The 23705-nt window shown below is 43.7% G+C and carries 27 protein-coding genes; 19 read left to right on the top strand and 8 right to left on the bottom strand.

Annotation, left to right across the window (positions count from 1 at the left end; translation table 11 throughout):
* Positions 1-25: 25 nt before the first annotated feature.
* The 8 genes from PHA78_RS11665 (at position 26) to PHA78_RS11630 (ending at position 6725) form a co-directional block, all read left to right on the top strand.
* Positions 26-568: a hypothetical protein gene (locus tag PHA78_RS11665; protein ID WP_024376136.1), complete on the top strand. Its 543-nt coding sequence runs from the start codon at positions 26-28 to the stop codon at positions 566-568.
* An 81-nt stretch (positions 569-649) separates the two neighbouring features.
* Positions 650-1999 (top strand): glucose-6-phosphate isomerase, encoded by a 1350-nt coding sequence (locus tag PHA78_RS11660; RefSeq protein ID WP_024376135.1) that lies wholly within the window; start codon positions 650-652, stop codon positions 1997-1999.
* Between the two features lie 203 nt (positions 2000-2202).
* A complete protein-coding gene (locus PHA78_RS11655) occupies positions 2203-2943 on the top strand; it encodes a metallophosphoesterase (RefSeq protein WP_029184848.1) in 741 nt (246 codons plus the stop codon).
* A gap of 107 nt (positions 2944-3050) precedes the next feature.
* Positions 3051-3539 carry a hypothetical protein gene (locus PHA78_RS11650; protein WP_228377798.1) on the top strand — a complete coding sequence of 163 codons (489 nt, stop codon included), beginning with the start codon at positions 3051-3053 and terminating at the stop codon, positions 3537-3539.
* 106 nt (positions 3540-3645) lie between these two features.
* On the top strand, positions 3646-4344 hold the full coding sequence (gene dapD, locus PHA78_RS11645; protein WP_099831610.1) for a 2,3,4,5-tetrahydropyridine-2,6-dicarboxylate N-acetyltransferase: 699 nt from the start codon (positions 3646-3648) through the stop codon (positions 4342-4344).
* Between the two features lie 9 nt (positions 4345-4353).
* A complete protein-coding gene (locus PHA78_RS11640; RefSeq protein ID WP_272158217.1) occupies positions 4354-5481 on the top strand; it encodes an N-acetyldiaminopimelate deacetylase in 1128 nt (375 codons plus the stop codon).
* A gap of 40 nt (positions 5482-5521) precedes the next feature.
* Complete coding sequence (locus PHA78_RS11635; RefSeq protein ID WP_029187592.1) at positions 5522-6064, top strand: 5-formyltetrahydrofolate cyclo-ligase; 543 nt, start codon at positions 5522-5524, stop codon at positions 6062-6064.
* The gene (locus tag PHA78_RS11630) at positions 6048-6725 is read left to right on the top strand and encodes a rhomboid family intramembrane serine protease (protein WP_029187591.1); all 678 of its coding nucleotides are present in this window, start codon (positions 6048-6050) and stop codon (positions 6723-6725) included. Before PHA78_RS11635 ends, PHA78_RS11630 begins: the two co-directional genes overlap by 17 nt.
* Positions 6726-6743: 18 nt before the next feature.
* Here PHA78_RS11630 and galU read toward each other — a convergent pair whose 3' ends face one another.
* A complete protein-coding gene (galU, locus tag PHA78_RS11625; protein ID WP_023371721.1) occupies positions 6744-7646 on the bottom strand; it encodes a UTP--glucose-1-phosphate uridylyltransferase GalU in 903 nt (300 codons plus the stop codon).
* 18 nt (positions 7647-7664) lie between these two features.
* Positions 7665-8681, bottom strand: coding sequence for an NAD(P)H-dependent glycerol-3-phosphate dehydrogenase (locus PHA78_RS11620; RefSeq protein ID WP_272158215.1), 1017 nt, complete (start codon positions 8679-8681; stop codon positions 7665-7667).
* Positions 8682-8907: 226 nt separating this feature from the next.
* Between PHA78_RS11620 and PHA78_RS11615 the strand changes: the two genes are divergently transcribed.
* The 3 genes from PHA78_RS11615 (at position 8908) to PHA78_RS11605 (ending at position 12983) form a co-directional block, all read left to right on the top strand.
* The gene (locus tag PHA78_RS11615) at positions 8908-9357 is read left to right on the top strand and encodes a MarR family winged helix-turn-helix transcriptional regulator (protein ID WP_029179478.1); all 450 of its coding nucleotides are present in this window, start codon (positions 8908-8910) and stop codon (positions 9355-9357) included.
* The gene (locus tag PHA78_RS11610) at positions 9350-11059 is read left to right on the top strand and encodes an ABC transporter ATP-binding protein (protein ID WP_272158213.1); all 1710 of its coding nucleotides are present in this window, start codon (positions 9350-9352) and stop codon (positions 11057-11059) included. Before PHA78_RS11615 ends, PHA78_RS11610 begins: the two co-directional genes overlap by 8 nt.
* A 139-nt stretch (positions 11060-11198) precedes the next feature.
* Entirely contained in the window at positions 11199-12983 is a 1785-nt protein-coding gene (locus tag PHA78_RS11605) for an ABC transporter ATP-binding protein (RefSeq protein WP_222311198.1), read from the top strand.
* An 88-nt stretch (positions 12984-13071) separates the two neighbouring features.
* Here PHA78_RS11605 and PHA78_RS11600 read toward each other — a convergent pair whose 3' ends face one another.
* The 3 genes from PHA78_RS11600 to PHA78_RS11590 form a co-directional block, all read right to left on the bottom strand.
* Complete coding sequence (locus tag PHA78_RS11600; RefSeq protein ID WP_222357527.1) at positions 13072-13866, bottom strand: formate/nitrite transporter family protein; 795 nt, start codon at positions 13864-13866, stop codon at positions 13072-13074.
* Between the two features lie 80 nt (positions 13867-13946).
* Positions 13947-15182, bottom strand: coding sequence for an NAD(P)H-dependent oxidoreductase (locus PHA78_RS11595; protein ID WP_024376122.1), 1236 nt, complete (start codon positions 15180-15182; stop codon positions 13947-13949).
* Positions 15183-15196: 14 nt separating this feature from the next.
* Positions 15197-15799 (bottom strand): NADPH-dependent FMN reductase, encoded by a 603-nt coding sequence (locus PHA78_RS11590; protein ID WP_015647489.1) that lies wholly within the window; start codon positions 15797-15799, stop codon positions 15197-15199.
* Positions 15800-15926: 127 nt separating this feature from the next.
* Between PHA78_RS11590 and PHA78_RS11585 the strand changes: the two genes are divergently transcribed.
* Both PHA78_RS11585 and PHA78_RS11580 read left to right on the top strand, forming a co-directional pair.
* Positions 15927-16286, top strand: coding sequence for a YbaN family protein (locus PHA78_RS11585; RefSeq protein ID WP_272158212.1), 360 nt, complete (start codon positions 15927-15929; stop codon positions 16284-16286).
* Positions 16287-16301: 15 nt separating this feature from the next.
* On the top strand, positions 16302-16451 hold the full coding sequence (locus PHA78_RS11580) for a hypothetical protein (RefSeq protein ID WP_161498491.1): 150 nt from the start codon (positions 16302-16304) through the stop codon (positions 16449-16451).
* Positions 16452-16540: 89 nt separating this feature from the next.
* On the opposite strand, the gene PHA78_RS11575 is transcribed toward PHA78_RS11580, so the two are convergent.
* The 3 genes from PHA78_RS11575 to PHA78_RS11565 form a co-directional block, all read right to left on the bottom strand.
* Entirely contained in the window at positions 16541-16663 is a 123-nt protein-coding gene (locus PHA78_RS11575) for a hypothetical protein (protein WP_002939945.1), read from the bottom strand.
* A 368-nt stretch (positions 16664-17031) separates the two neighbouring features.
* Positions 17032-17175: a hypothetical protein gene (locus tag PHA78_RS11570; RefSeq protein WP_161947137.1), complete on the bottom strand. Its 144-nt coding sequence runs from the start codon at positions 17173-17175 to the stop codon at positions 17032-17034.
* 30 nt (positions 17176-17205) lie between these two features.
* Entirely contained in the window at positions 17206-17775 is a 570-nt protein-coding gene (locus PHA78_RS11565; RefSeq protein WP_029175489.1) for a hypothetical protein, read from the bottom strand.
* Positions 17776-18112: 337 nt separating this feature from the next.
* On the opposite strand from PHA78_RS11565, the gene PHA78_RS11560 reads away from it, so the two are divergent.
* The 6 genes from PHA78_RS11560 (at position 18113) to PHA78_RS11535 (ending at position 23439) form a co-directional block, all read left to right on the top strand.
* Complete coding sequence (locus PHA78_RS11560) at positions 18113-18979, top strand: helix-turn-helix domain-containing protein (protein ID WP_029175490.1); 867 nt, start codon at positions 18113-18115, stop codon at positions 18977-18979.
* 517 nt (positions 18980-19496) lie between these two features.
* Complete coding sequence (locus PHA78_RS11555) at positions 19497-19940, top strand: dUTP diphosphatase (protein WP_002939955.1); 444 nt, start codon at positions 19497-19499, stop codon at positions 19938-19940.
* A gap of 6 nt (positions 19941-19946) precedes the next feature.
* Positions 19947-20480 carry a histidine phosphatase family protein gene (locus PHA78_RS11550; protein WP_002939962.1) on the top strand — a complete coding sequence of 178 codons (534 nt, stop codon included), beginning with the start codon at positions 19947-19949 and terminating at the stop codon, positions 20478-20480.
* A gap of 6 nt (positions 20481-20486) precedes the next feature.
* Positions 20487-21854 (top strand): DNA repair protein RadA, encoded by a 1368-nt coding sequence (radA, locus tag PHA78_RS11545; protein ID WP_024377772.1) that lies wholly within the window; start codon positions 20487-20489, stop codon positions 21852-21854.
* Positions 21855-21977: 123 nt separating this feature from the next.
* Positions 21978-22472: a beta-class carbonic anhydrase gene (locus PHA78_RS11540; protein ID WP_099780042.1), complete on the top strand. Its 495-nt coding sequence runs from the start codon at positions 21978-21980 to the stop codon at positions 22470-22472.
* Positions 22473-22680: 208 nt separating this feature from the next.
* Positions 22681-23439 (top strand): TIGR00266 family protein, encoded by a 759-nt coding sequence (locus PHA78_RS11535; protein WP_002939965.1) that lies wholly within the window; start codon positions 22681-22683, stop codon positions 23437-23439.
* Positions 23440-23705 lie beyond the last annotated feature (266 nt).

Genomic DNA, 23705 nt, shown 5'->3' with positions numbered 1-23705 from the left:
CTACAGAGGAAAAGGAGGAAAGCCTATGTTTGTATTTGCTTTTCCAGGTATGGGGAAAACGACACTTGTCAAGCAATCTTCACAAATTGTAGATTTAGAAATGTCGGATATCAAATATGATAATTCTAGTGTTCGTCATTTGAATAAAGAAGAAAGAAAATCAACTCCACGTCCGATTAAAGATAAGAATTATAAAAACATCTACGTTGAAAAAGCCTATACCTTGCATGAGGAGGGGAAGACGGTCCTTGTCGCCATGAATTTTCTAGTAAGGATGTTGTTGGTTATGCTTGTACGTGGCGCTGTCCCGTTTCACATTTACATTCCCCACCCATCATTAAAAGAAGAACACCGACAACGCTATATTCAGAGAGGGAATAATAGCAAATTTATTTTTGAAGTGATGACAATCTGGTATGTGAGCCTGGTCCCGCTATATTTATTGTCAAAAATATTGCCAAATATGATAACAGTGACACAGTCGGGTCAGGTCTTAGCAGACTTTGAAATTCCTCAGAATTTTACTATTTTTGCAAAAAATAAACAAGTTACGCAAACCATTTCATGAAAATAAATGAAAATCGATAAATCCCTTGAAAAAAACATGATAAAGCGTTATCATATTATGGTACATAAATGGAGGAATGACATGACACATATTACATTCGATTATTCAAAAGTCTTGGGCCAATTTGTCGGTGCTCAAGAAGTAGACTACATGCAACCACAGGTTACCCTTGCAGACCAAATGCTCCGTCAAGGAACAGGTCCTGGTAGCGACTTTATCGGCTGGTTGGATTTGCCAGAAAACTACGACAAAGAAGAGTTTGCTCGTATCAAGGAAGCAGCAGCTAAAATCCAAAATGAAAGTGAAGTTTTGGTAGTTATCGGTATCGGTGGTTCTTACCTTGGTGCTAAAGCAGCTATTGATTTCTTGAGCAATGCCTTTGTAAACTTGCAAACACGTGAAGAGCGTAAAGCTCCACAAATCCTTTACGCTGGAAACTCTATCTCATCAAGCTACCTTGCTGACTTGGTGGACTATGTGGCAGATAAGGATTTCTCAGTTAACGTGATTTCTAAATCAGGTACAACAACTGAGCCTGCCATTGCTTTCCGCGTCTTCAAAGAATTGCTTGTGAAGAAATACGGTCAAGAAGAAGCTAATAAGCGTATCTATGCGACAACTGACAAGGCAAAAGGTGCTGTTAAGGTTGAAGCGGACGCAAATGGTTGGGAAACCTTTGTTGTTCCAGATGATGTCGGTGGCCGTTTCTCAGTCTTGACTGCAGTTGGTCTTTTGCCAATCGCAGCAGCTGGTGCGGACATTGATGCCCTTATGGAAGGTGCAAACGCTGCTCGTACGACTTACACTTCAGATAAAATTGCTGAAAACCAAGCCTACCAATATGCAGCTGTTCGTAACATCCTTTACAGAAAAGGCTATGTAACAGAAATCTTGGCTAACTACGAGCCATCACTGCAATACTTCAGCGAATGGTGGAAACAATTGGCAGGTGAGTCAGAAGGTAAAGACCAAAAAGGTATCAACCCTACATCTGCTAACTTCTCAACAGACTTGCACTCTCTTGGACAATTTATCCAAGAAGGAAACCGCAACATCTTTGAGACAGTGGTGCGTGTTGACAAACCAAGAAAAAATATCTTGATTCCTGACATGGCAGAAGACCTTGACGGTCTTGGCTACTTGCAAGGTAAGGATGTTGACTTTGTAAACAAAAAAGCAACGGACGGCGTACTTCTTGCCCACACAGATGGTGGCGTACCAAACATGTTTGTGACCCTTCCACAACAAGATGAGTTCACACTTGGTTACACCTTCTACTTCTTCGAGTTGGCAATTGCGATCTCTGGTTACCTCAATGCGATCAACCCATTTGACCAACCAGGTGTAGAAGCCTACAAGAAAAATATGTTCGCTCTTCTTGGCAAACCAGGATTTGAAGAACTCGGTGCAGAATTGAACGCACGTTTGTAAGAAAATGAAAATTTAATCCCGCCTATCAGAGTTCGTGTCAACATCTCAGCGCAGTGGTTGATTGGTAGATTTGTTCGTGTTTCACACTCCAAATCTGACCTAATCAACTGTGCGGGGGTGTGAGGACGAACTCTTTTCTATGTCTTGAGTTCTATCACACTCCCAGTTTTTCTTTCCTTTGGAAATGTGGTAGAATAGATACTATGAAAAATGAATTTTTTGTAGTAGGAGATGTTCATGGTAAATTTGAACTCCTACTCGATATGTTGAAGAAATGGAATGAAGAGCGACAACAACTGATTTTTCTAGGCGATTTGATTGACCGTGGAGAAAATTCAAAGGCTTGTCTAGAGTTGGTGCGACAGTTGGTCCGTGAAAAAGGTGCTATCTGTTTGACTGGTAATCATGAACGGATGTTGCTAGCTTGGTTACGCGATCCAGTTAATCGCTACGACCACTATCGGAGAAATGGTGGAGATACGACCATCAATTCCTTACTGGGGCGTCCCTTGGCTGCACCGGTAGATGGTCTGGTGGATGCCAATGCAGTGATGGAACAATATGAGGACCTGATTGATTTTGTCAAATCTTGCCCCTATCATATCGAGACTGAGCACTATATCTTCGTCCATGCAGGGGTTGATTTGACCTTACCAGATTGGCGTGAAACCAATAATCATGATAAGGTTTGGTTACGCACCCCTTTCCATGAGGCTGAAAATACCACAGGGAAAATGATTGTCTTTGGACATACCCCTGTTTATAATCTTTATCAGACCGAGCTTCGTATCAGTCAGATTTGGACCAGTCCAGATGGGAAAATGGGAATCGACGGTGGAGCTGTTTACGGCGGAGTGCTACACGGGATTGTGCTGGATGATACAGGTCTGGTGCAGGACTACATCGTCGGAGCTGTCAATCCGAGAAAAGAAATTGAAGATTAGAGAATGCTTGAAAATTAGGAGGTCAAACTTCTAATTTTTTTTAATTTTATACTTGACAACGCATATATATATATAATGGTAGTGTAAACAATTTCTTGGAGGATTTTATGAAAAAACTTACTTTCCTAACTTTGACTGCACTGTCAGTGTTTGCACTTGCTGCGTGTTCTACTACTGAACCAAGTAAAAAGGAAGCTACTGATACTTCTAGCAGTGTCACCCAGTCTAGTTCAGAACAAGCAACTAGTACAAGCGACACTGCTTCAGCGACAGATTTTGTCCCAACGGATTCTACTGATGCGACCATTGAAAGTATTGAAACATACAATGATTATTTGGAAATGTACGAGTTTATTGTCAATGAATACGTGACTAACTATGAAAATATGGTCAGTCAACACGGACTAGGTGATGATGCGACTTATCAAGCGATGAGAGATAGTGTTACACAGTCAGTAGATGAGCAGAAAGCACAATATGGCCTGTTCGGTAATGCACCAATTGTTGGAAAAGATGGGATCGTTCAGTTCCTAAAAGAATACCGAGATAGCTTGCAGCAACAAATCAATGATATGTCTGCAGCCCTAGGTGGTTAAGAAGGATAAGGCAGAAATAGTCAGTACTATTTCTGTTTTTCTTTGCTAGAAAAATCTGAAAATTCTGTTATAATAAGTAAATACCAAAGAAAATGGAGAAAATATTATGACTGCACAAAAAATGACTGCCCAAGAAATCATTGCCTTTATCGGTAATGCTGTGAAAAAAACGAATGTTAAAGTGACTTTTGAAGGTGAATTGGCTGGTCCTGTTCCTGCTGAAGTGACAAAGCTTGGCAATGTCCTCTTCGGTGACTGGAAAGACGTCGAGCCACTTTTGGCAAACTTGACTGAAAATGTAGACTACGTAGTCGAGCAAGACGGTCGCAATTCAGCTGTGCCTTTGCTAGACAAACGTAACATCAATGCCCGTATCGAGCCAGGTGCCATTATCCGTGACCAAGTGACCATTGGCGATAATGCCGTTATCATGATGGGTGCGGTAATTAACATCGGTGCGGAAATCGGTCCAGGTACCATGATTGACATGGGGGCTATCCTTGGTGGTCGTGCGATGGTTGGTAAAAACAGCCACATCGGTGCAGGTGCGGTCCTTGCAGGTGTCATCGAGCCAGCTTCTGCTGAGCCAGTGCGTGTTGGCGACAATGTTTTGGTCGGTGCTAATGCCGTTGTTATCGAGGGCGTGCAAATCGGTAGTGGCTCTGTTGTCGCAGCGGGTGCTATTGTGACCCAAGATGTCCCTGAAAATGTTGTAGTGGCAGGTGTGCCAGCCCGCATCATCAAGGAAATCGACGCTCAAACCCAACAAAAGACAGCCTTGGAAGAGGCTTTGCGAACACTCTAAGAGGTAGCTATGCTAGATTTAATCGCGACACGTCGAGCCCTCCACCAGATTCCAGAGCTGGGCATGGAGGAGTTCAAGACCCACGCCTTTCTTATGGAAACTATTGAGAACTTGCTGGAAGATTGCTCTTTTGCCCAGGTTCGCACCTGGAAGACAGGCATTTTAGTCTATCTGACAGGCTCTGCTCCTGAAAAGACCATCGGCTGGCGGGCAGATATTGACGGCCTGCCTATCGTGGAAGAAACGGACCTGGACTTCAAGTCCCTCCACCCAGACCGAATGCACGCCTGCGGACATGATTTCCACATGACCATTGCCTTGGGGCTTTTGGAGAAAATGGCAGAGCAGCAACCGAAAAATAATCTTCTCTTCTTGTTTCAGCCTGCGGAGGAAAATCTAGCAGGTGGCATGCTCATGTATAAAGCGGGAGCTTTCGGGGATTGGTTGCCAGATGAATTTTATGGGCTCCATGTCCGACCAGACCTCAAAGTCGGTCAAATGGCCACCAACCGTGCGACCCTCTTTGCCGGGACCTGTGAAGTTAAGATACGGTTTACAGGAAAAGGTGGCCACGCAGCATTTCCCCATACTGCCAATGACGCCTTGGTGGCAGCAAGCTACTTTGTGACTCAGGTGCAGTCGGTGGTCAGTCGTAACGTTGATCCGATTGAGGGAGCTGTGGTCACCTTCGGCTCCCTGCACGCGGGTACGACCAATAATGTCATTGCGGAAACGGCTTTCTTGCATGGCACCATTCGGGCTTTGACCCAGAGCATGAGCCTTCTTGTGCAAAAACGGGTGCGGGAAGTGGCAGAGGGAATCGCCCTGTCCTTTGGAGTGGACTTGGAGATTGAGCTTAATCCTAGCGGTTATCTGCCTGTGGAAAATAATCCCCAGCTGGCGGATGAACTGATAATTTATTTTGAACAAGTCGACGGCGTGGAGATGATTGACTGCCCACCAGCTATGACGGGTGAGGACTTCGGCTACCTGCTCAATAAGGTGCCGGGTGTTATGTTCTGGTTGGGTGTGGATACGCCTTATCCCCTTCACAATCCTCGTCTCAGTCCCAAAGAGGAAGTGCTTCCCTTTGCTGTGGATAAGTTGAGCGATTTTTTGAAAATGAAAGCAAACTAGACTGGTTTTCCAGTCTTTTTCTGAAAAGAAAGGAGTTTCTGTGGATAAAAAGAGCATTCGGCAAGAGGTCCTGCAGAGCTTGAAAGACCTGACTAGTAGTCAGCGAGCAAGATGGAGCCAGCAGCTAACGGAACGCCTCCTTGCTTCTGAGGCCTATCAAGGCACAAAGTCGCTTGGGACCTACCTTTCCATGCCTCATGAGTTTGATACTTCTTACCTGATTGAACAGGCTCAAAAGGATGGAAAATGCATTTTCATTCCTAAGACCTATTCACAAGGCCGCATGGATTTTGTAGAATATAATCCTGATGATTTGGTGAAATCTAGGTTTGGAGTTTGGGAACCTGGGACTTATTCACAACCTGTGGATAAGTCTGTGGTTAAGTTGATTCATGTCCCTGGTTTGGCTTGGAATCAAGCGGGTTTTCGAGTGGGCTATGGAGGTGGTTTTTATGATCGCTACCTAGTAGATTATCAGGGGGAGACGGTATCGACCGTGGCAGAATTTCAAGTCTATGATTTCGAACCAGATGTATTTGATATTCCAGTGAAGGAGTTGTTGATTTTTGAAGAACTTTTTTGATAAGCGCTACCCTGTAACCAATGGCCTGTTGGCGGTTACGGCTCTTGTTTTCCTATTGATACAAGTATTTCGCTTCGGACAGACGACGGCTGCCTATACGATTTATGAATTCGGTGGTATGTTTGGTGAGGTAGTGCGGTATGATCCGACTCAGTTGTGGCGGTTGATTTCCCCCATCTTTGTCCACATTGGTTGGGAACATTTTATCTTTAACAGCATTACCTTGCTTGGTTTGGGTTATCAATTAGAAGGGCTGTTTGGGTCAAGGCGTTTCTTCCTGCTGTATATCTTGTCTGGGATAATGGGCAATCTTTTTGTTCTCTTTTTTACACCAGATGTGGTTGGTGCAGGTGCATCGACCTCGCTCTTTGGTCTTTTTGCAGCTATGGCACTTTTGAGAAAATTTAGTCGCAGCCCTTATCTGCAGGTTCTTGGTCAACGCTACATGGTCCTTTTGGGATTGAACTTGGTTTTGGGACTTTTTAATCCAACCATTAGTATGGCAGGACATATTGGAGGAGCTGTTGGAGGTTGCTTGGTCGTGATGTTCCTTCCACCTCTTGTGGAAAAAGATCTCTTTACAGGAAAACAGATTTTTTACAGTTTCATTGGTTATTTGGGTTTGATCGCCTTGCTACTAGGGATATTCTATGTGATATAAGAAAAAAACTAGCACTTGCTAGTTTTTCTTTGTATCTAATTTTTTACCAAGATCGATCAAGTATTGTTTCAAATCATCTTTTACTTGAGGGTGTTGGAGAGCGTAGTCGATAGAAGTTTTCATGAAACCGAACTTATCCCCAACATCGTAACGGTTGCCTTTGAATTCACGAGCAAACACGCGTTGCGTTTTGTTCAGAGTATCAATGGCATCTGTCAATTGAATCTCGTTCCCGGCACCTGGTTTTTGGTTTTCTAAAATCTCAAAGATTTCAGGAGTGAGTAAGTAGCGTCCGATAATAGCCAGGTCAGAAGGAGCATCTTCTGGTTTTGGTTTTTCCACAAAGGTTTCCACACTATAGAGACCGTTGACACCTTCACCTTGTGGAGCGATAACACCGTATGCAGAAACTTCTTCATGAGGAACAGGCATAACTGCAATGGTAGAAGCGTGTGTTTTTTCATAGTCGTTCATGAGTTGCTTGGTCAATGGGACAGCTTTTGTATCTGTGATGTCCATGAGGTCATCGCCGAGCATGACAACAAATGGCTCGTTCCCGACAAATGCTTTAGCTTGAAGAACGGCATCACCAAGTCCACGTGGGTGGCTTTGACGGATGAAGTGTAGGCGAATACCTGTTGTCTCATCAACGAGTTTCAACAAATCATTTTTGCCTTTTTCTTTGAGGTTATATTCCAATTCAAAGTTTGAATCAAAGTGGTCTTCGATAGAACGTTTTGATTTACCAGTGACCACCAAAATATCTTCGATACCAGAGCGAAGAGCTTCTTCAACGATAAATTGAATAGTTGGTTTATCAACAATCGGCAACATTTCTTTGGCAAGAGCCTTAGTTGCTGGAAGGAAACGTGTTCCCAAACCTGCTGCAGGGATAACGGCTTTTCTAACTTTTTTTGTCATAATGCAATCTCCTTTTTATTAAGACCATTCATTTTCGTGGCGGAATTCGCCGGACATGATTTCTTTAATAGCATCTTGTATGCTAGCACCCTGGTAAATAACGCTGTAAATGGCTTGGGTAATAGGCATGTAAACATCTAATTCTTGAGCCAGTTCGTAAGCTGCTTTGGTAGTAGAAATTCCTTCGATAACCATGCCCATGTTTGCTTCGATATCTTCGAGTTTTTCACCCTTACCAAGCAAGTCACCAGCCCGCCAATTGCGGGAGTGGACAGAGGTTCCTGTAACGATCAAGTCGCCGACACCAGACAGACCGCTGTAGGTCAAGGGATTTGCGCCCATAGCAACGCCTAGACGTGTGATTTCTGTCAAACCGCGAGCGATAATAGCTGCCTTGGCATTGTCACCGTAACCGAGACCGTGAAGAGCACCCGCCCCTACGGCGATAATGTTTTTCAGGGCACCAGCAGTTTCTACACCGATGACATCATTGTTGGTGTAGAGGCGGAAGTAGTTGTTGCTAAAGAGGTTTTGAACATAGCTGGCTGTTTCCAAGTCTTTAGAAGCGGCAGAAATCAAGGTCAAGTCACGAACAATGGTTTCTTCCGCATGGCTAGGACCTGAAACAACAACGATTTCAGAGCGAAAATCAGCAGGAATTTCTTCTTCTAAGACCTCTGACAAGCGTTTGTGGCTATCAGGTTCCAAACCTTTTGAGGCATGCATGACAATCACCTTGTGCTTGAGAGCTTGGGCCACTTGCTTGGCAACCAGACGGGTTACCTTGGTCGGCACAACGAATAGAACTGCATCCACACCGTTTAAGGTTTCTGCTAAATCCTTGTAGCCTGTGATTTTATCATCTAGGACAATATCCTTGAAGTAGCGAGTATTGGTATGGTGTTCATTGATTTCGTCAATTTGTTCAGGGATATTTCCCCAAATACGGACAGTATGACCGTTATCGTTGAGAACTTGGGCAAGGGCAGTTCCCCATGAGCCTGGTCCCAAGACAGCAATGGTTTGTTTGGTCATAGAAAATCCTTTCTAGGTTGAGTTGATTTGTCTATATTATATCATAATCCATAGATAAAATCTTGCAAGTCATGTCAAATATTGCTGTTAGGAAGAAAAATGTTAGCAGGGTGAGATTTGAAAATAGGTCTTATTTTCAGAAAATAGAAGTTAAAATGATTGACAATAGTTCTTAAGAGAACTATAATAGTTCCCATGCTAATTAATTGATTGGAAAGGAGTCATTGTGGGACATACCATTGCAGATTTTCGGAACTTGCTCAATCAGATTGAACAAATTAGTGAAACCATTGCTAAAGAATACGATGTGGAGCACCTAGCTGGGCCACAGGGCTGGGCCTTGCGTTTCATTGCGGAACGGTCAGACCTTGAAACCTTTGTAAAAGATATAGAAGCGGAATTGAAGATTTCCAAATCGGTTGCCAGCAATCTGGTCAAGCGAATGGAGAAAAATGGCTTTATCCAAGTCCTGCCTTCTCAGGTTGACAAACGTTACAAGCGGTTGGTTTTGACAGAGAAAGGACAAGGAAAAATCTGTCACCTGAAAGCCTTCCATGAAGAAATGCACCATTCACTTTTTTGGGGCATTCAAAAAGAGGACTTTGATTTGGTTAAACAGGTGGCTAATCAATTAAAAGAAAATATTCGAAATTATAAGGAGAATGACCATGTTTAAAGAAGCCATTTTACGTTATAAATGGTACGCCTTAGCATCGGTCTTGCTAACGTCAATTGTCGTAGCAACGACCTTGATGCAACCTAGTTATTTGCAGGATGTCTTGACAGCAGTCTTGGCCAATGACAAGGATGAAATTGTTCGTGTAGGCAAATTACTGCTGATTATTGCTGGAATTGGTCTTTTGGCAGGGCTTGTCAATACCATTTCAGCAGCTAAGATTTCTCAGGGAGTATCTGCGGATATTCGTGAGAAGACCTTTCGGAAAATCCAAAGCTTCTCTTATGCTAATATCGAAGAGTTTAACGCAGGGAACTTGGTTGTTCGGATGACTAACGATGTCAATCAGATCCAGAACCTTGTCATGATGCTCTTCACAGTGTTGATGCGGGTTCCATTGCTGTTTGTCGGAGCCTTCATCATGGCGGTGCGGACCATGCCAGAACTCTGGTGGATGATTATTCTCATGGTGGTCTTGATTATGGCTATTATGGCGGTTGTCATGGGGCAAATGGGACCACGTTTTGGGAAATTCCAGTCCCTCATGGACAAGATGAACAGCATTGCCAAGGAAAATCTCCGTGGGATTCGTGTGGTCAAATCCTTTGTTCAAGAGAAAAAACAGTACAAGAAATTCAAAGATGTATCCAACGAACTCTTGGACCTCAATCTCTTTATCGGCTACGGTTTTGCTATCTTGCAACCCTTGATGATGTTTATCTCCTACATGGCGATTTTTGCATCGCTTTACTTGGTGTCTGGGATGTTGAAAACCAACATGGAAGCAGTTGGTGGCTTTACTTCCTTTATGAGCTACCTCATGCAAATCATGTTTGCCATCATCATGACTAGCTTTATGGGGATGCAGGCTTCACGTGCTGCCATTTCTATTAAGCGGATCAGCGAGGTGTTGGATACGGAGCCTGCTATGACTTTCAAGGATGTGGCGGATGAAGAATTGACTGGTAAGATTGTCTTTGACAATGTTAGCTTTACCTATCCACACGATACCGAGCCGACGTTGAAAAATATCTCATTTGAGATTGAGCCAGGTCAAATGGTCGGTGTGGTTGGTGCAACAGGTGCGGGTAAATCCACTCTTGCTCAACTGATTCCGCGTTTGTTTGACCCGCAAGAAGGAACGGTATCCATCGGTGGTCGGGACTTGAAAGAAGTCAGCAAGAACACCCTGCGTGATACGGTATCGATTGTCTTGCAAAAGGCTATTCTCTTCTCGGGAACCATTGCAGACAACCTGCGTCAAGGGGCACCTGGTGCTGATTTGCAACGTTTGGAGCGGGCCGCAGGTATTGCCCAAGCCAAAGAATTTATCGACCGCTTGGATGATACCTATGAGAGCCAAGTAGAAGAACGTGGAAATAACTTCTCTGGTGGTCAGAAGCAGCGGATGTCCATTGCTCGTGGGGTGATTGGCGAGCCTAAGGTTTTGGTCTTGGATGACTCAACTTCTGCCCTGGATGCCAAGTCTGAGAAACTAGTCCAAGAGGCTCTCAACCATGATTTGAAGGGGACAACCACTGTCATCGTTGCCCAGAAGATTTCTTCTGTTGTCAAAGCTGATAAGATTTTGGTTCTTGACGAAGGTCGTCTGATCGGCCAAGGTACCCACGCCGAGCTGGTAGCTACGAATGATGTCTACCGTGAAATTTACGAAACACAGAAAGGGAGGGAGGAGAACTAAGCAAGTGCAGTCTATATAGAACGATTGTATTTGAACTCGGTCGGAAAGCTTCGAAAAAAGATAAACCGCCTAGCGTTTCGGGACGCGGCGTTGGTTTCCTATTTTTCGGTCGCTTTCTGGGCGACCTTAGTATCATGTTATGAAGACGTTACGTTTTTTCTGGTTTTATTTCAAACGCTATAAACTGTCCTTTGCTGTGATTTTTCTAGCCATTGTGACAGCGACCTACTTGCAGGTTAAGACACCTGTTTTCCTTGGAAATGCCATTGCGGAGATGGGGAAAATCGGGCAGGCTTACTTTGCTTCGGTGCAAATGGGTCAGTCAGATTTCAAACCTGACCTGTCTGATTTTAATGGGGTTATGCTCAACCTTTTCTTCGCCTATGCGGCGACGGTTGTGGCAACCTTGATTTACACCCTTCTCTTCACGCGCATCGTGGCTCATTCGACCAACCGTATGCGTAAGGGCTTGTTTGGCAAGCTGGAACGTTTGACAGTTGCCTTCTTTGATAGCCACAAGGACGGGGATATTCTCTCTCGCTTTACCAGTGATTTGGACAATATCCAAAACGCTTTTAACCAGTCTTTGACTCAAGTGGTGACCAACATCGCTCTTTATGTTGGTATGGTCATCATGATGTTCCGTCAGGATACTCGCTTGGCCTTGGTGACCATTGCTTCTACGCCAGTTGCCTTGATTGCCTTGGTCGTTATCATCCGCCTGTCACGGAAATATACTGATAAGCAACAGGCTGCGGTGTCTAAACTCAATGCCTACATGGACGAGAAAATTTCTGGACAAAAAGCGATTATTGTACAGGGTGTGCAGGAAGAGACTATTGATGGTTTCTTGGAACTCAATGAAGAAGTTCGCCGTACGACCTTCAAGGGTCGCTTGTTTGGTGGGATTCTCTTCCCATTTATGAATGGTATGAGCTTGGTCAATACGGCCATTGTTATCTTTGCAGGCTCCAGCATTGTTCTCAATGATAGCTCGCTAGAAACAGCTGCCGCACTTGGTCTGGTCGTGACCTTTGTTCAGTATTCGCAACAGTATTACCAGCCAATCATGCAGGTTGCTGCCAGCTGGGCAGAATTGCAGCTAGCTTTCACAGGAGCTCATCGTATTCAGGAAATGTTTGATGAGCCTGAGGAAGTTCGTCCTCAAAACGCTCCGCTATTTACCGAATTAAAAGAAGGTGTTGAAATTAAGGACATCGACTTTGGCTACCTGCCAGGTCAGAAGGTCTTGGACAAGGTGTCTATCTTTGCTCCTAAGGGCAAAATGGTGGCGGTCGTTGGTCCGACGGGATCTGGTAAGACTACCATTATGAACTTGATTAACCGCTTCTATGATGTCAATAGTGGTAGTGTGGCCTTTGACGGTCGCGATATTCGGGAATATGACTTGGACAGCTTGCGGGATAAGGTCGGCATTGTCTTGCAGGAGTCAGTCCTTTTCTCAGGTACTATTGCGGACAATATCCGCTTTGGTGATGAGAGCATTTCGCAGGAAATGGTGGAAACCGCAGCTCGTGCCACCCATATCCACGACTTCATCATGAGCTTGCCAGAGGGCTATGAAACCTTTGTGACCGATGATGAGAATGTCTTCTCGACAGGTCAGAAACAGCTGATTTCCATTGCCCGTACGCTCTTGACAGATCCACAAGTCTTGATTTTGGACGAAGCAACGTCTAACGTTGATACCGTAACGGAAGCCAAAATTCAAAAAGCTATGGAGGCTATTATCGCAGGACGGACCAGCTTCGTCATTGCCCACCGCCTCAAAACCATTCTCAATGCGGACGAAATCATCGTCCTCAAAGATGGAAAAGTAATCGAGCAAGGCAACCACAGCCAGCTCCTCAAGCTCAACGGCTTCTACGCCGAACTCTACCACAACCAGTTTGTGTTTGAATAATATATAGAAAAATAAACAGCCAAGATAAGCAGACCACAATCCTTAAACGTTTAGGACGTGGTTTATCTTGGCTGTTTTTGTGGTAGGCTTATTGCTCAATATGGTTGGTTTTGGTTTGATTGAGCCAAGCGTAGGCGATACCGATAAAGAGACCGGCTCCAAGCCAATTTCCAAAAAAGACCACAATCCATTGACGAAGGATATTGATCATATTGAAGTCTTCGACATTGCTTCGAGTAGCGTTAAAAGCTAGGAGCATGAAAGATGCGAAATTGGCGACCAGATGCTCATTGATGAGGAAAACGAACATAAAAATGGAGGAAATGATGACAAAGAACTTAGCAGACTGTTCTTTGATGAGCATGAAGCCAAGGATTGCCATATTTACAAACATATTAGCCGTGATCCCTTCAATAAAATTACTCCAGTCAGATTTTCCAAGTTTGATGGTAACGGCATTGACGACAAAGCTCTTATCAGAGAGATTGAGGTAGGAGAAGGACTGATTGAAGAGCCAGGCTAGAATAGTAGCGCCTACAAAGTTAAAGAAAGTACAGTATAGCAGCATCAGTGTCACTTTTTTCCAGCTAATTTGCTTATAGTAGGCACCAGTTGTGAGATACATCATGTTAGATGTGGCTAATTCACCACCAAAAAGAAGAACAAAAACCAGCCCAATAGCAAAGATGAAGGTAAAGACAAAGCGCGACAAACTTGGAAATTGACTGGCAATAACGTCTGCTCCGATAATACCGACAGCTGTTGACATAGTCAGGTAGGCTCCTGCATACATGGAACGCAAGGCATAGCGGCCTAGACTTTCGTCAAAAAGGGCTTCTTTTTTTGAAACTGCAGCTGAAATTTTTTCTTGAAATGGTGACATAGGAACTCCTTGTGAAATCATGATCAATGTTTTGTTTGAAAAATATAGTGGGAAGAGTTCTTCCCACTATATGTGAACGATTAGTGAGCGGATGCACCAGAATCTGCATCTGTCGGTGTGGAAGTAGCAGGGGCACTACCAGCATCTGATGCACCAGAGGTTGCGTCAACATGTGCAGGAGCTGCGGCAGTTCCCGAACCACCAACCAAGCGTTGACCAGTAGCTTCAAGATACCAATCTAGCCATGGTTTGAAATTAAAGATAATTTCATTGATACCAGCGTAGGATCCGTCAGGATAGTACATAGCTTGGTAGTTGTGGGTGTTGATAATTTCAGCAGGGGTACCGGGTACAATGGTACGAACATATTCCTGATTACCATTACGCAAGGTACCGACAACCCATTCAACATTCTTCATGCGGGCAGGAGGTAGCGTACCGTGGACAGTTGACAGGCGATTTCCTACTTGAGCAAGTACCCGTTTACCTAACATGGTATCAGGTTCTTGGTGCTTGTTGTTGTAGTAGAGGAATTGGTTATTATCATCTGCATATGTCAATTCAAATGGCATCGCATTGAGGAACATATTGAGTTGGTCTACGGTGAGGAGACCGTTGTCCAATTTCACATAGGTATTTCCCTCAACGGCATTGACCTGTTTGGCAGCTTTTTCCAACCAGTCTGGATCATCTGGATCGATGCCGTGGATGGTCGTCGCAATCGGCTTTCCACAGTCCAAATCTTCTGGTGCGATTGGTTTTGGTTTTTTCAATTTGGATACAACACCGACATACTTGATAAAGTTGTCTAGACAGCTTTCTAAGAATTTCACGGTACCTTCATTGATGATATTGCCCTTATCGTCAAAAGCTTCTTTGGCCTTACCAAGGAGGAATTCATTACCTGGTAGTGTGTAAGCATTGACACCTGGTGCATCTAAAATTTTCCGTAGGTGAACTTGGGCACGAGAAGTTCCTTGATCGTAGTAAGATGCCCCGATAATCATAACTGGTTTATTTTCGAATGGGTGCAAATTAAAGCTGAGCCATTCCAGAGTACTCTTAAGGGCAGGGGTAATGGTATGATTGTGCTCAGGGGTAGCAATAATGACCCCGTCAGCACGGGTGATTTTGTTGTAAAGGTATTGAATTGCAAAACAATCAGACTGGTCTTCGTCCTGATTGAACATTGGAACATCTTTGATTTCCAAAAGTTCTAGTTCAAACTTCACTTTAAAGTGGCGTTGAATGAATTGCAATAGCATACGGTTATAAGATTGATCTGCATTTGATCCAACAATTCCGACAAATTTCATAGTATATTCCTCTCTTACAGGTTTTCCCAATCGAAGTTTTCAGCTTCTTTTTGGAGTAATTTTTTTGCGTTAGATAGCTTGCCAGTCATGGTGACAAAGAGGCGGAAGTCATCAAAGATGGCATCCAGTTTTTGACTAGTTTCTAAATCAATGAGCTCCCCATTGGCATCAAAGGCTTGCAAGGAATGTGACAATAAAAATTCATCTGGCAAGACAGTGGCCTTGAGTTCAGGAGCGTTGAGAATTTGACGTAGCTGTAGTTGGGCACGAGAGGAACCAAGTGTTCCATAAGAAGCACCAGTAATCATAACTGGTTTGTTTAATAGTGGATAGACACCGTATGATACCCAAGCAAGGGCATTCATAAGGACAGCTGGAATAGAGTGGTCATATTCGGGAGTTCCGATGATGACTCCGTCAGCAGCCTCAATTTTTGCGACCAATTCTTTGACAATTTCTGGTAATTCTCGATTGGCTGGTTTATTGAAGATTGGGAGTTCCTTGATTTCAACCAGTTCGATATCTGCCTTATCAGCGAAGTGCTGTTCAATGTACTGCAAGAGTTTGCGGTTGGTTGAGCGAGCGGAGTTTGTTCCGACCAGTCCTAGAAGTTTCATAGCGTCTTCTCTCTTTCCTAAATTTGGTACTTTTATCATACCCGTTTATTCAATAAAATGCAAGCGTTTTCTGAAAATGTGATAAAATTGTTCAAAAATTCACGAGTTCTTTTGGTATAATATTAGTATGCAGAGAATATTCTATCTAGTATTTGGTTTTGTTAGTTTGATGCTTGGTGTCATTGGGATTGTTTTGCCGATAGTTCCGACAACCCCTTTGTTACTTTTAGCTGGTTTTTGCTTTGCGAGAAGTTCAAAAAGGTTTGAAAAATGGCTACGCAATACAAAAATTTATCAATTTTACGTAGCTGATTACGTTGAGACCAAATCCATTTCCCGCAAACGAAAAAAGCAAATCATCTGGCAAATTTACTTACTCATGGCAATTTCTATCTGGCTGGCTCCTATTTTATTGGTCAAAATAGGACTGGGACTATTAACAATCTTCATCACTTACTATTTGTTTTGGGTCATACCGGAGAAATAAAGTCAGATTTGAGGGTTGAACATCGTCCTCAAAGACGGAAAAGTGATTGAGCAAGGCAACCACAGCCAGCTCCTCAAGCTCAACGGCTACTACGCCGAACTCTACCACAACCAGTTTGTGTTTGAATTGCACACTTCAAAAATCACAGCCTATTTCATTGAATAATAGGAGGGACAGAGTTCCATCTGTATCGTAAAGTCTGATTTTGAATGTTATATGGTATAAGAATGTGAACAGCAAAAACCAGTCAATCTCTATTTCTGTGATTGACTGGTTTTTAATACTCTTCGAAAATCAAAATCAGACGTTGTTGGCTTGATTTGATGAACTTCAGTTCTATCTGCATCTGCGTCGCCTAGTCTGTTTTTGATTTTCATTGAGTATAAGTATTTGTTCTATACGACTTCAAGATTAAGCTAGATAACTTGATACATTCAGTCTTGTATAGATTTTCTCGGAATGTTTTCATATTCATCTGATGTAGTTTATTAGCAATTTTCTAGTTAGTGAGTCGTTGATGGCTAGGGGTCATTTTTTGTTACTAAGAGATAAGCAACTGAAAAACCGACACTAATCCCTAGGGTAATCCACCATTTGAAGGGTTGGTGGAATATCCAAGAGCGAAGTCCACTAAGTAGGAAGACAACTAAGTGGAGGCCAATCAGAGTGAAAACGATTGATTTTTTTTTGAAAGAGATTGGTTCGTTTCATAACTGTTCTTCTTTCCAAAATACTCTATGTGGGATTAAAATAGAAAAGAAAGTGAACTTGCCAGAGCAACAAGTAGGAAAATCCCTTTCCAAATTGGGAAATCTTTCTGAATGAACTTGTCGCCGTACAATGCAAGGGCTAGAGAAATCCAGAGAATGATTATTTTCAAGTAAACCATGTCGAGCACCTCCTAAGAAAGGGGTTGGATTTATTGAGAAGTAATCCAGTGGGGTCTAGCGTTGCCCAAAGAACCTATGAAAGCGATGATGATACCGCGGCCAGCAGCGTTATTCCATCCCACTAATCCTGCGGCAACACCTAAAGTGATAGCTAGAGCTTTCGCTAGCGTTGGATCAGGCACTAGTGCGGCAGCGACTGCACCGAGACCTAAACCAGCAGCTAATCGATTAGCATTTGTGCTATCTAGATAAACATCAAACCCCTTCCAAGTATAAACTATTTTGTTAACACCTGTAAAGGATCGTTCTTGGATATGTGGAACAATTGTGACAGAGTTTTCAGTGAATTCGACATGATATTGCGTTAAATCTACGGACGATAATACTTCTTGTTTGTATTTTTCTGTTATTTTAACATTTTTCGAAGAATCATCAATTTCTAAGTAACCTTTTTCTTCCAGAGTGTTTAACAAGTTTCTTGTAGAGGTAGTTGTGGCTATCTCGTTAGCATAAACGGAATTAGATTGCATAAGAGCCGAAGTACTGGGAATTAATGAAATAGATAGTAGGCCGAGAGCTATATATTTATGAACTTTCATGATAATTTTCCTTTCTAAAGTGTATTTTTATTTTCAAGATTAGCTTTCCCATCCCCTCCACCCAACATATAGTTTTCAGTCATTTTCCTCCTTTCCAGAGTGGTGAGATAGTGGTAGCTTATTTATTGATAACTGGCCAAATGATAACCCATCCACCCCCTAAAAGTTGAGGGGCTAGTAGGATGGCTGAGTAAGTTAAAAGCAAGAGATAGTTTTTCCAATTTTTCATAAAAGTGCCTCCTATTATTTTGTTTGTTTTTCTTTACTATTATGGTATCATAGAATAAATGCAAAAGATGAAAACGTAAACATTTCTCACATTTTTTGGAGGTCTTGCATGAAATGGGATTTTGGAACAGTCTTAAAAGAAATTCGTAAGTCCAAAGGGCTTAGCCAGCAGGATGTTTGTGGAGATGCCTTGTCACGGACGACCCTATCAAAAATTGAAAACAACAAGGAGTACCCTACCATTGCCCACTTTTCCCATATCCTCCGTCAGTTGGATATGACCTTTGCAGAGTTTGACTATATTTGCCATGCCTATCAGCCTTCGGAGCGTTCGTCTATCATCCATTGTTTTGAAAATCTTAGAGGACAATTTTTTTCTGAATCAAACTGTCAAGATTTTTTGTACCAAATAGAGCAGTATTTGAAGAGGCAGGAAGATATACGGGTTCAGCGAATCGAACAACAGATACGGTTAGCTCTCTCTATCTATCAAACAGGAGATGGGGAGCGGACTAGACAGTTGGGACAAGCACTCTGGAAAGAATTGGAAAAGTCGGATACTTGGTATTTATCTGATTTTCGTAAGTTGGGGTTGGTACTTCCTATCATTCCTGTATCTCATTTGAAAGGCTTTGTAGATAAAATCTTGCTTTCCTTGGACAAGTATAAGGACTTCAGAGATGTACAAGTTAGTCAGTTTGCTTTTCTTTACAATCTATCGACTGTTTTGTTGAAAAATGAAGAGTATCAACTTTGTATTTCAGTAATGGAGAGAGTTTATGCCATGGCTCAGGAAAGTATGCGGATTGATTATGTAGGCATGGCTAATGTCCGTATGGGTATCTTTCAGCAGGATAGAGGGATGGTAGATAAGGGACTTGCTATTCTCCGAGCTGCAGACTTGCTAGAGATGGTTGAACATTTGGAGAAAGAAGTCGGGGAGTATTGGGATATTTTTGGCTCGGAAGTGGTTTGAACTGCTTGAGCTAGTTTATAGTAGTAGCACCTGTTTGTCAGGTGTTTTTTGCTAAATATCGCAGGCTTTTGCGAATTAGTGTATAATAGAGCTAGTAGCTGACAATCGTGCTATTAAATCAAGTCCTCAATACTGTATCATTTGACAATCGAATAAAGGGGTGCTATACTGATGTTGTTAACAAACGCGGTATAAGAATGTTAGCACGGTATCAACCCCCCCCAACGCTGCAACGTTGAGGGTTTTTCTTTTGCCCCTGGGGCTACTTTCTGCGATTGTTTATCCAATATTCAAACAACGATGTCAGAATACTAACCAACAACGGCAGAAAAAACACGGTAAGAATGATTTCCGCCACGGTATCACCTCCCTTCAATAAAGTCCGGGAGTTTGTCTATCATATCAGATAGCATGATGCATTGTCAAAGGGATTGTGCAGATAAATCTACGCACGATAAAAACCAATCTAAGAAACCTTATTAAATCAACGTTTTGAAAGGATAAAAGAAAAAATAGTATGAAAATCCGTGGATTCGAACTGGTCAGCCAGTTTACAGATGAAAACTTATTGCCAAAACGTGAGACAGCCCACGCAGCAGGTTACGACCTGAAGGCTGCAGAAACCGTCAGCTTGGAGCCAGGCGAGATTAAACTGGTGCCGACTGGTGTAAAGGCCTATATGCAGGCCAATGAGGTCCTCTATCTCTACGATCGCTCGTCCAATCCTCGCAAGAAGGGGCTGGTCCTGATTAACTCGGTTGGAGTTATTGACGGCGACTACTATGGCAATCCAGCCAATGAAGGCCACATCTTTGCCCAGATGCGAAACATCACCGAGGAAACTGTCGTGGTGGAAGCTGGCGAGCGAATTGTGCAGGCTGTTTTTGCCCCCTTCCTCTTGGCTGACGGTGACCAGGCCGACGGCGTTCGGACAGGTGGATTTGGCTCGACGGGGAAATAGACTACTATGCAGATTCTCTTTGTACGACATTCCGAGCCTGACTACAGTATGTTTGACCAGCATGATAATCCTCGGCTGTATGCAGGTTTTGGACGGGATCTGGCTCCTTTAACTGAAAAGGGGCGGACTTTAGCTCAGGAAATTGCTAGTGATCCTATCTTTTCCCAAGCTCAAGTAGTCATTGCTTCAAGCGTCACACGGGCCTTGGAAACTGCAACCTACATTGCTCAGGCCCAGCAACTACCTCTTCTGGTCGAACCCTTTTTTCATGAGTGGCGACCAGACCTGACGGGGCAAAATACCAGTCAAGATGAGGCTGTCTTGGCTCATCGATTATTTTGGGAAAATGGCGGAGCGGTGCCCGAGACTTCTCCTGTTCGTTATGAGACTGGTGCGGAGATGAAAGAGCGATTTTTACAGGCCCTTGAAAAATACCAAGCCTATGACCGAATCGTTATCGTCTGTCACGGTATGCTGATACGCCAGTTTGTTCCCAAAGAAACTATAGCCTACTGCGAAATCCTAGAATATAATCTATAGGAGGAAATGACCATCGCTAAGAAAAAAACAACCTTTGTCTGTCAATCCTGCGAGTACCACTCGCCCAAGTATCTGGGCCGTTGCCCCAACTGTGGCTCCTGGTCTTCCTTTGTCGAGGAAGTGGAAGTCGCTGAAGTTAAGAACGAGCGGGTCAGCCTGACAGGTGAGAAGACCCGTCCGATGAAGCTCAATGAAGTTTCCTCCATTCAAGTGGCCCGCACCAAGACCAATATGGAGGAGTTTAACCGCGTCCTCGGTGGTGGAGTGGTGCCGGGCAGCCTAGTTCTCATTGGAGGCGATCCAGGGATTGGCAAGTCCACCTTGCTCCTGCAAGTATCCACTCAGCTGTCTACCATTGGCACCGTCCTCTATGTGTCGGGGGAGGAATCTGCCCAGCAGATTAAGCTCCGTGCCGAGCGTTTGGGCGACATTGACAGCGAATTCTATCTCTATGCGGAGACCAATATGCAGAGCATTCGGACCGAGATTGAGAAAATCAAGCCAGATTTCCTGATTATCGATTCTATCCAGACCATTATGAGCCCTGACATCTCCAGCGTGCAAGGATCTGTCAGTCAGGTCCGTGAAGTGACCAATGAACTCATGCAGATTGCCAAGACCAACAATATTGCAACCTTTATCGTCGGCCACATGACCAAGGAAGGAACCCTGGCTGGACCGCGGACCTTGGAGCATATGGTGGACACCGTTCTTTATTTTGAGGGCGAGCGGCAGCACACCTTCCGTATCTTGCGGGCGGTCAAAAACCGCTTTGGATCCACCAACGAAATCGGCATTTTTGAAATGCAGTCGCAGGGTTTGGTCGAAGTTCTCAATCCAAGTGAGGTCTTTCTGGAAGAGCGTCTGGACGGGGCGACTGGCTCTGCGATTGTCGTGACCATGGAGGGCACCCGTCCAATCCTTGCGGAAGTGCAGGCTCTGGTGACGCCGACCATGTTTGGCAATGCCAAGCGGACCACGACAGGACTGGATTTCAACCGTGCCAGCTTGATTATGGCGGTTTTGGAAAAACGGGCAGGCCTGCTCCTCCAAAACCAAGATGCCTACCTCAAGTCAGCAGGCGGTGTCAAACTAGATGAGCCAGCTATTGACCTGGCAGTCGCAGTTGCCCTTGCCTCCAGTTACAAGGATAAGCCGACCAACCCACAAGAGTGCTTTATAGGCGAAATCGGTCTGACAGGGGAAATCCGCCGCGTCAATCGGATTGAACAACGGATTAACGAAGCCGCCAAATTGGGCTTTACTAAGGTCTATGCCCCTAAAAATTCCCTGACAGGAATCAAGGTACCCAAGGAAATCACTGTTGTCGGCGTGACCACCATTGGCGAAGTCTTACAGAAAGTATTCAACTGATAAAATCATTCGGGAGTGACAGCTAGTCGCTCCTCTTTTTGCGACAAATAGTCGGGAATGTGATAAGCTAGGTCTAACCTGTTTCTGAAAAATTCAGAAATTCTTATCAGACAAGGAGGTCCTATGTCTTATTTTCAAAACTTTATGAAGGCCAACAAGGCCTATGTTGACCTGCATGGTACCCATCATCTGCCGCTTAGGCCCAAGACCAAGGTGGCTATCGTGACCTGTATGGACTCACGGCTTCACGTGGCGCAGGCCTTGGGCTTGGCTCTGGGGGATGCTCACATTCTGCGGAATGCGGGTGGGCGTGTGACAGAAGACATGATTCGCTCGCTAGTCATTTCCCAGCAGCAACTCGGTACACGGGAAATCGTGGTGCTCCACCATACAGACTGCGGTGCCCAGACCTTTACCAATGAGGACTTTGCGGCCCAACTTAAGCGGGATTTGGGAGTGGATGTGGCTGGTCAGGACTTTCTTCCTTTTACAGACATTGAAGAAAGCGTGCGGGCAGATATTGCTCTTTTGAAACAATCTCCGCTCATACCTGACGACGTTGAAATTTCTGGTGCGGTTTATGATGTAGATACGGGTCGGATGACGGAAGTTATATAGGAATACTCAGGAAGTTCGGTTTTTCCTGTAAATTTTATCTGAATGGCCGAGAAATCCTTGACAAGTTTTTTTGAATGAGATAAAATTGTATTATCACAACAGAACAAACAAAGAGATAAATGATACTTGGTTTATTTTAGCTTGTTTTTGGTTTATCATAGCAATCCTGTGGTTAACAGGTACATTTCGTAAAAAATAGGAGGCAACTATGTCAGACAATCGGATGAAATACACGATCGACAGCAATATGCAATTTCCTTTAGTGGAAATCGCCTTGGAGGCTGGAGAGTCAGCTTATATTCAACAGGGGAGTATGGTTTACCATACGCCCAGTGTGACTTTGAATACCAAGCTCAATGCGCGTGGTGGTTCAGGTTTTGGTAAATTGATGGGGGCCATCGGTCGGTCAATGGTATCAGGCGAATCTATGTTTATCACGCAAGCTATTTCCAATAGTGACGATGGAAAAATTGCACTTGCGCCTTCAACGCCAGGTCAGGTTATTGCCTTGGAACTTGGTGCAGAGCAATATCGACTAAATGATGGTGCCTTCCTTGCCCTTGATGGTTCTGCCCAATATAAAATGGAACGCCAGAGTGTTGGGAAAGCTTTCTTTGGCGGTCAGGGGGGACTCTTTGTGATGACTACAGAGGGGCATGGCACACTTTTGGCGAATGCGTTTGGTTCTATTAAGAAGCTAACTTTGGATGGTGGAAGTATCACCATTGACAATGCTCATGTGGTTGCTTGGAGTCGTGATTTGGACTACAATATCCATATGGAAAATGGTTTCCTCCAATCTATCGGTACAGGTGAAGGAATCGTTAATACCTTTACTGGTTATGGAGAAATCTATGTACAGAGTTTGAACATTGAGACTTTTGCTCAGGTCATTGGCAATCATATTGTCGGTGCAGGTGGTGACGGTGGTGGTGGAAGCACATCATTGCTGGATGCGATTTTTTAATAGTGGAGAAATAGAAGCTGAGTGCTACAACCTTAGCTTCTTTTTAGTTATATTTTAAATCGTACAAATAGAATCTTTAAAAATTCTCTAATATTTTTGGGGACCTCCAAAAACTAATTTTCTAAAATTTAAAATGTTGATTTAACAAGGCTTTCGTAACTCCAAATTTGCAATTTTGGGAGTTTATAGAGGTGCCCTTATTTAGTTACCAACTTGTCCCATAGTAAGTTCTACCTTATTTCTTTGTCTCAGTCTAATTTCCAGTT

The organism is Streptococcus sp. HN38, from assembly GCF_028335765.1.
Lineage (GTDB): Bacteria > Bacillota > Bacilli > Lactobacillales > Streptococcaceae > Streptococcus > Streptococcus suis_P.
This window is presented reverse-complemented; position numbering and strand designations above follow the sequence as displayed.

What these genes read in the sequence shown, in the direction of transcription:
- PHA78_RS11665 (WP_024376136.1), top strand. Translation starts at nt 26, where the DNA reads ATGTTTGTATTTGCTTTTCCAGGTATGGGGAAAACGACACTTGTCAAG.
- PHA78_RS11660 (WP_024376135.1), top strand. Translation starts at nt 650, where the DNA reads ATGACACATATTACATTCGATTATTCAAAAGTCTTGGGCCAATTTGTC.
- PHA78_RS11655 (WP_029184848.1), top strand. Translation starts at nt 2,203, where the DNA reads ATGAAAAATGAATTTTTTGTAGTAGGAGATGTTCATGGTAAATTTGAA.
- PHA78_RS11650 (WP_228377798.1), top strand. Translation starts at nt 3,051, where the DNA reads ATGAAAAAACTTACTTTCCTAACTTTGACTGCACTGTCAGTGTTTGCA.
- dapD (WP_099831610.1), top strand. Translation starts at nt 3,646, where the DNA reads ATGACTGCACAAAAAATGACTGCCCAAGAAATCATTGCCTTTATCGGT.
- PHA78_RS11640 (WP_272158217.1), top strand. Translation starts at nt 4,354, where the DNA reads ATGCTAGATTTAATCGCGACACGTCGAGCCCTCCACCAGATTCCAGAG.
- galU (WP_023371721.1), bottom strand. Translation starts at nt 7,646, where the DNA reads ATGACAAAAAAAGTTAGAAAAGCCGTTATCCCTGCAGCAGGTTTGGGA.
- PHA78_RS11620 (WP_272158215.1), bottom strand. Translation starts at nt 8,681, where the DNA reads ATGACCAAACAAACCATTGCTGTCTTGGGACCAGGCTCATGGGGAACT.
- PHA78_RS11610 (WP_272158213.1), top strand. Translation starts at nt 9,350, where the DNA reads ATGTTTAAAGAAGCCATTTTACGTTATAAATGGTACGCCTTAGCATCG.
- PHA78_RS11605 (WP_222311198.1), top strand. Translation starts at nt 11,199, where the DNA reads ATGAAGACGTTACGTTTTTTCTGGTTTTATTTCAAACGCTATAAACTG.
- PHA78_RS11600 (WP_222357527.1), bottom strand. Translation starts at nt 13,866, where the DNA reads ATGTCACCATTTCAAGAAAAAATTTCAGCTGCAGTTTCAAAAAAAGAA.
- PHA78_RS11595 (WP_024376122.1), bottom strand. Translation starts at nt 15,182, where the DNA reads ATGAAATTTGTCGGAATTGTTGGATCAAATGCAGATCAATCTTATAAC.
- PHA78_RS11590 (WP_015647489.1), bottom strand. Translation starts at nt 15,799, where the DNA reads ATGAAACTTCTAGGACTGGTCGGAACAAACTCCGCTCGCTCAACCAAC.
- PHA78_RS11585 (WP_272158212.1), top strand. Translation starts at nt 15,927, where the DNA reads ATGCAGAGAATATTCTATCTAGTATTTGGTTTTGTTAGTTTGATGCTT.
- PHA78_RS11575 (WP_002939945.1), bottom strand. Translation starts at nt 16,663, where the DNA reads ATGAAAATCAAAAACAGACTAGGCGACGCAGATGCAGATAGAACTGAA.
- PHA78_RS11570 (WP_161947137.1), bottom strand. Translation starts at nt 17,175, where the DNA reads ATGGTTTACTTGAAAATAATCATTCTCTGGATTTCTCTAGCCCTTGCA.
- PHA78_RS11565 (WP_029175489.1), bottom strand. Translation starts at nt 17,775, where the DNA reads ATGAAAGTTCATAAATATATAGCTCTCGGCCTACTATCTATTTCATTA.
- PHA78_RS11560 (WP_029175490.1), top strand. Translation starts at nt 18,113, where the DNA reads ATGAAATGGGATTTTGGAACAGTCTTAAAAGAAATTCGTAAGTCCAAA.
- PHA78_RS11555 (WP_002939955.1), top strand. Translation starts at nt 19,497, where the DNA reads ATGAAAATCCGTGGATTCGAACTGGTCAGCCAGTTTACAGATGAAAAC.
- PHA78_RS11550 (WP_002939962.1), top strand. Translation starts at nt 19,947, where the DNA reads ATGCAGATTCTCTTTGTACGACATTCCGAGCCTGACTACAGTATGTTT.
- radA (WP_024377772.1), top strand. Translation starts at nt 20,487, where the DNA reads ATGACCATCGCTAAGAAAAAAACAACCTTTGTCTGTCAATCCTGCGAG.
- PHA78_RS11540 (WP_099780042.1), top strand. Translation starts at nt 21,978, where the DNA reads ATGTCTTATTTTCAAAACTTTATGAAGGCCAACAAGGCCTATGTTGAC.
- PHA78_RS11535 (WP_002939965.1), top strand. Translation starts at nt 22,681, where the DNA reads ATGTCAGACAATCGGATGAAATACACGATCGACAGCAATATGCAATTT.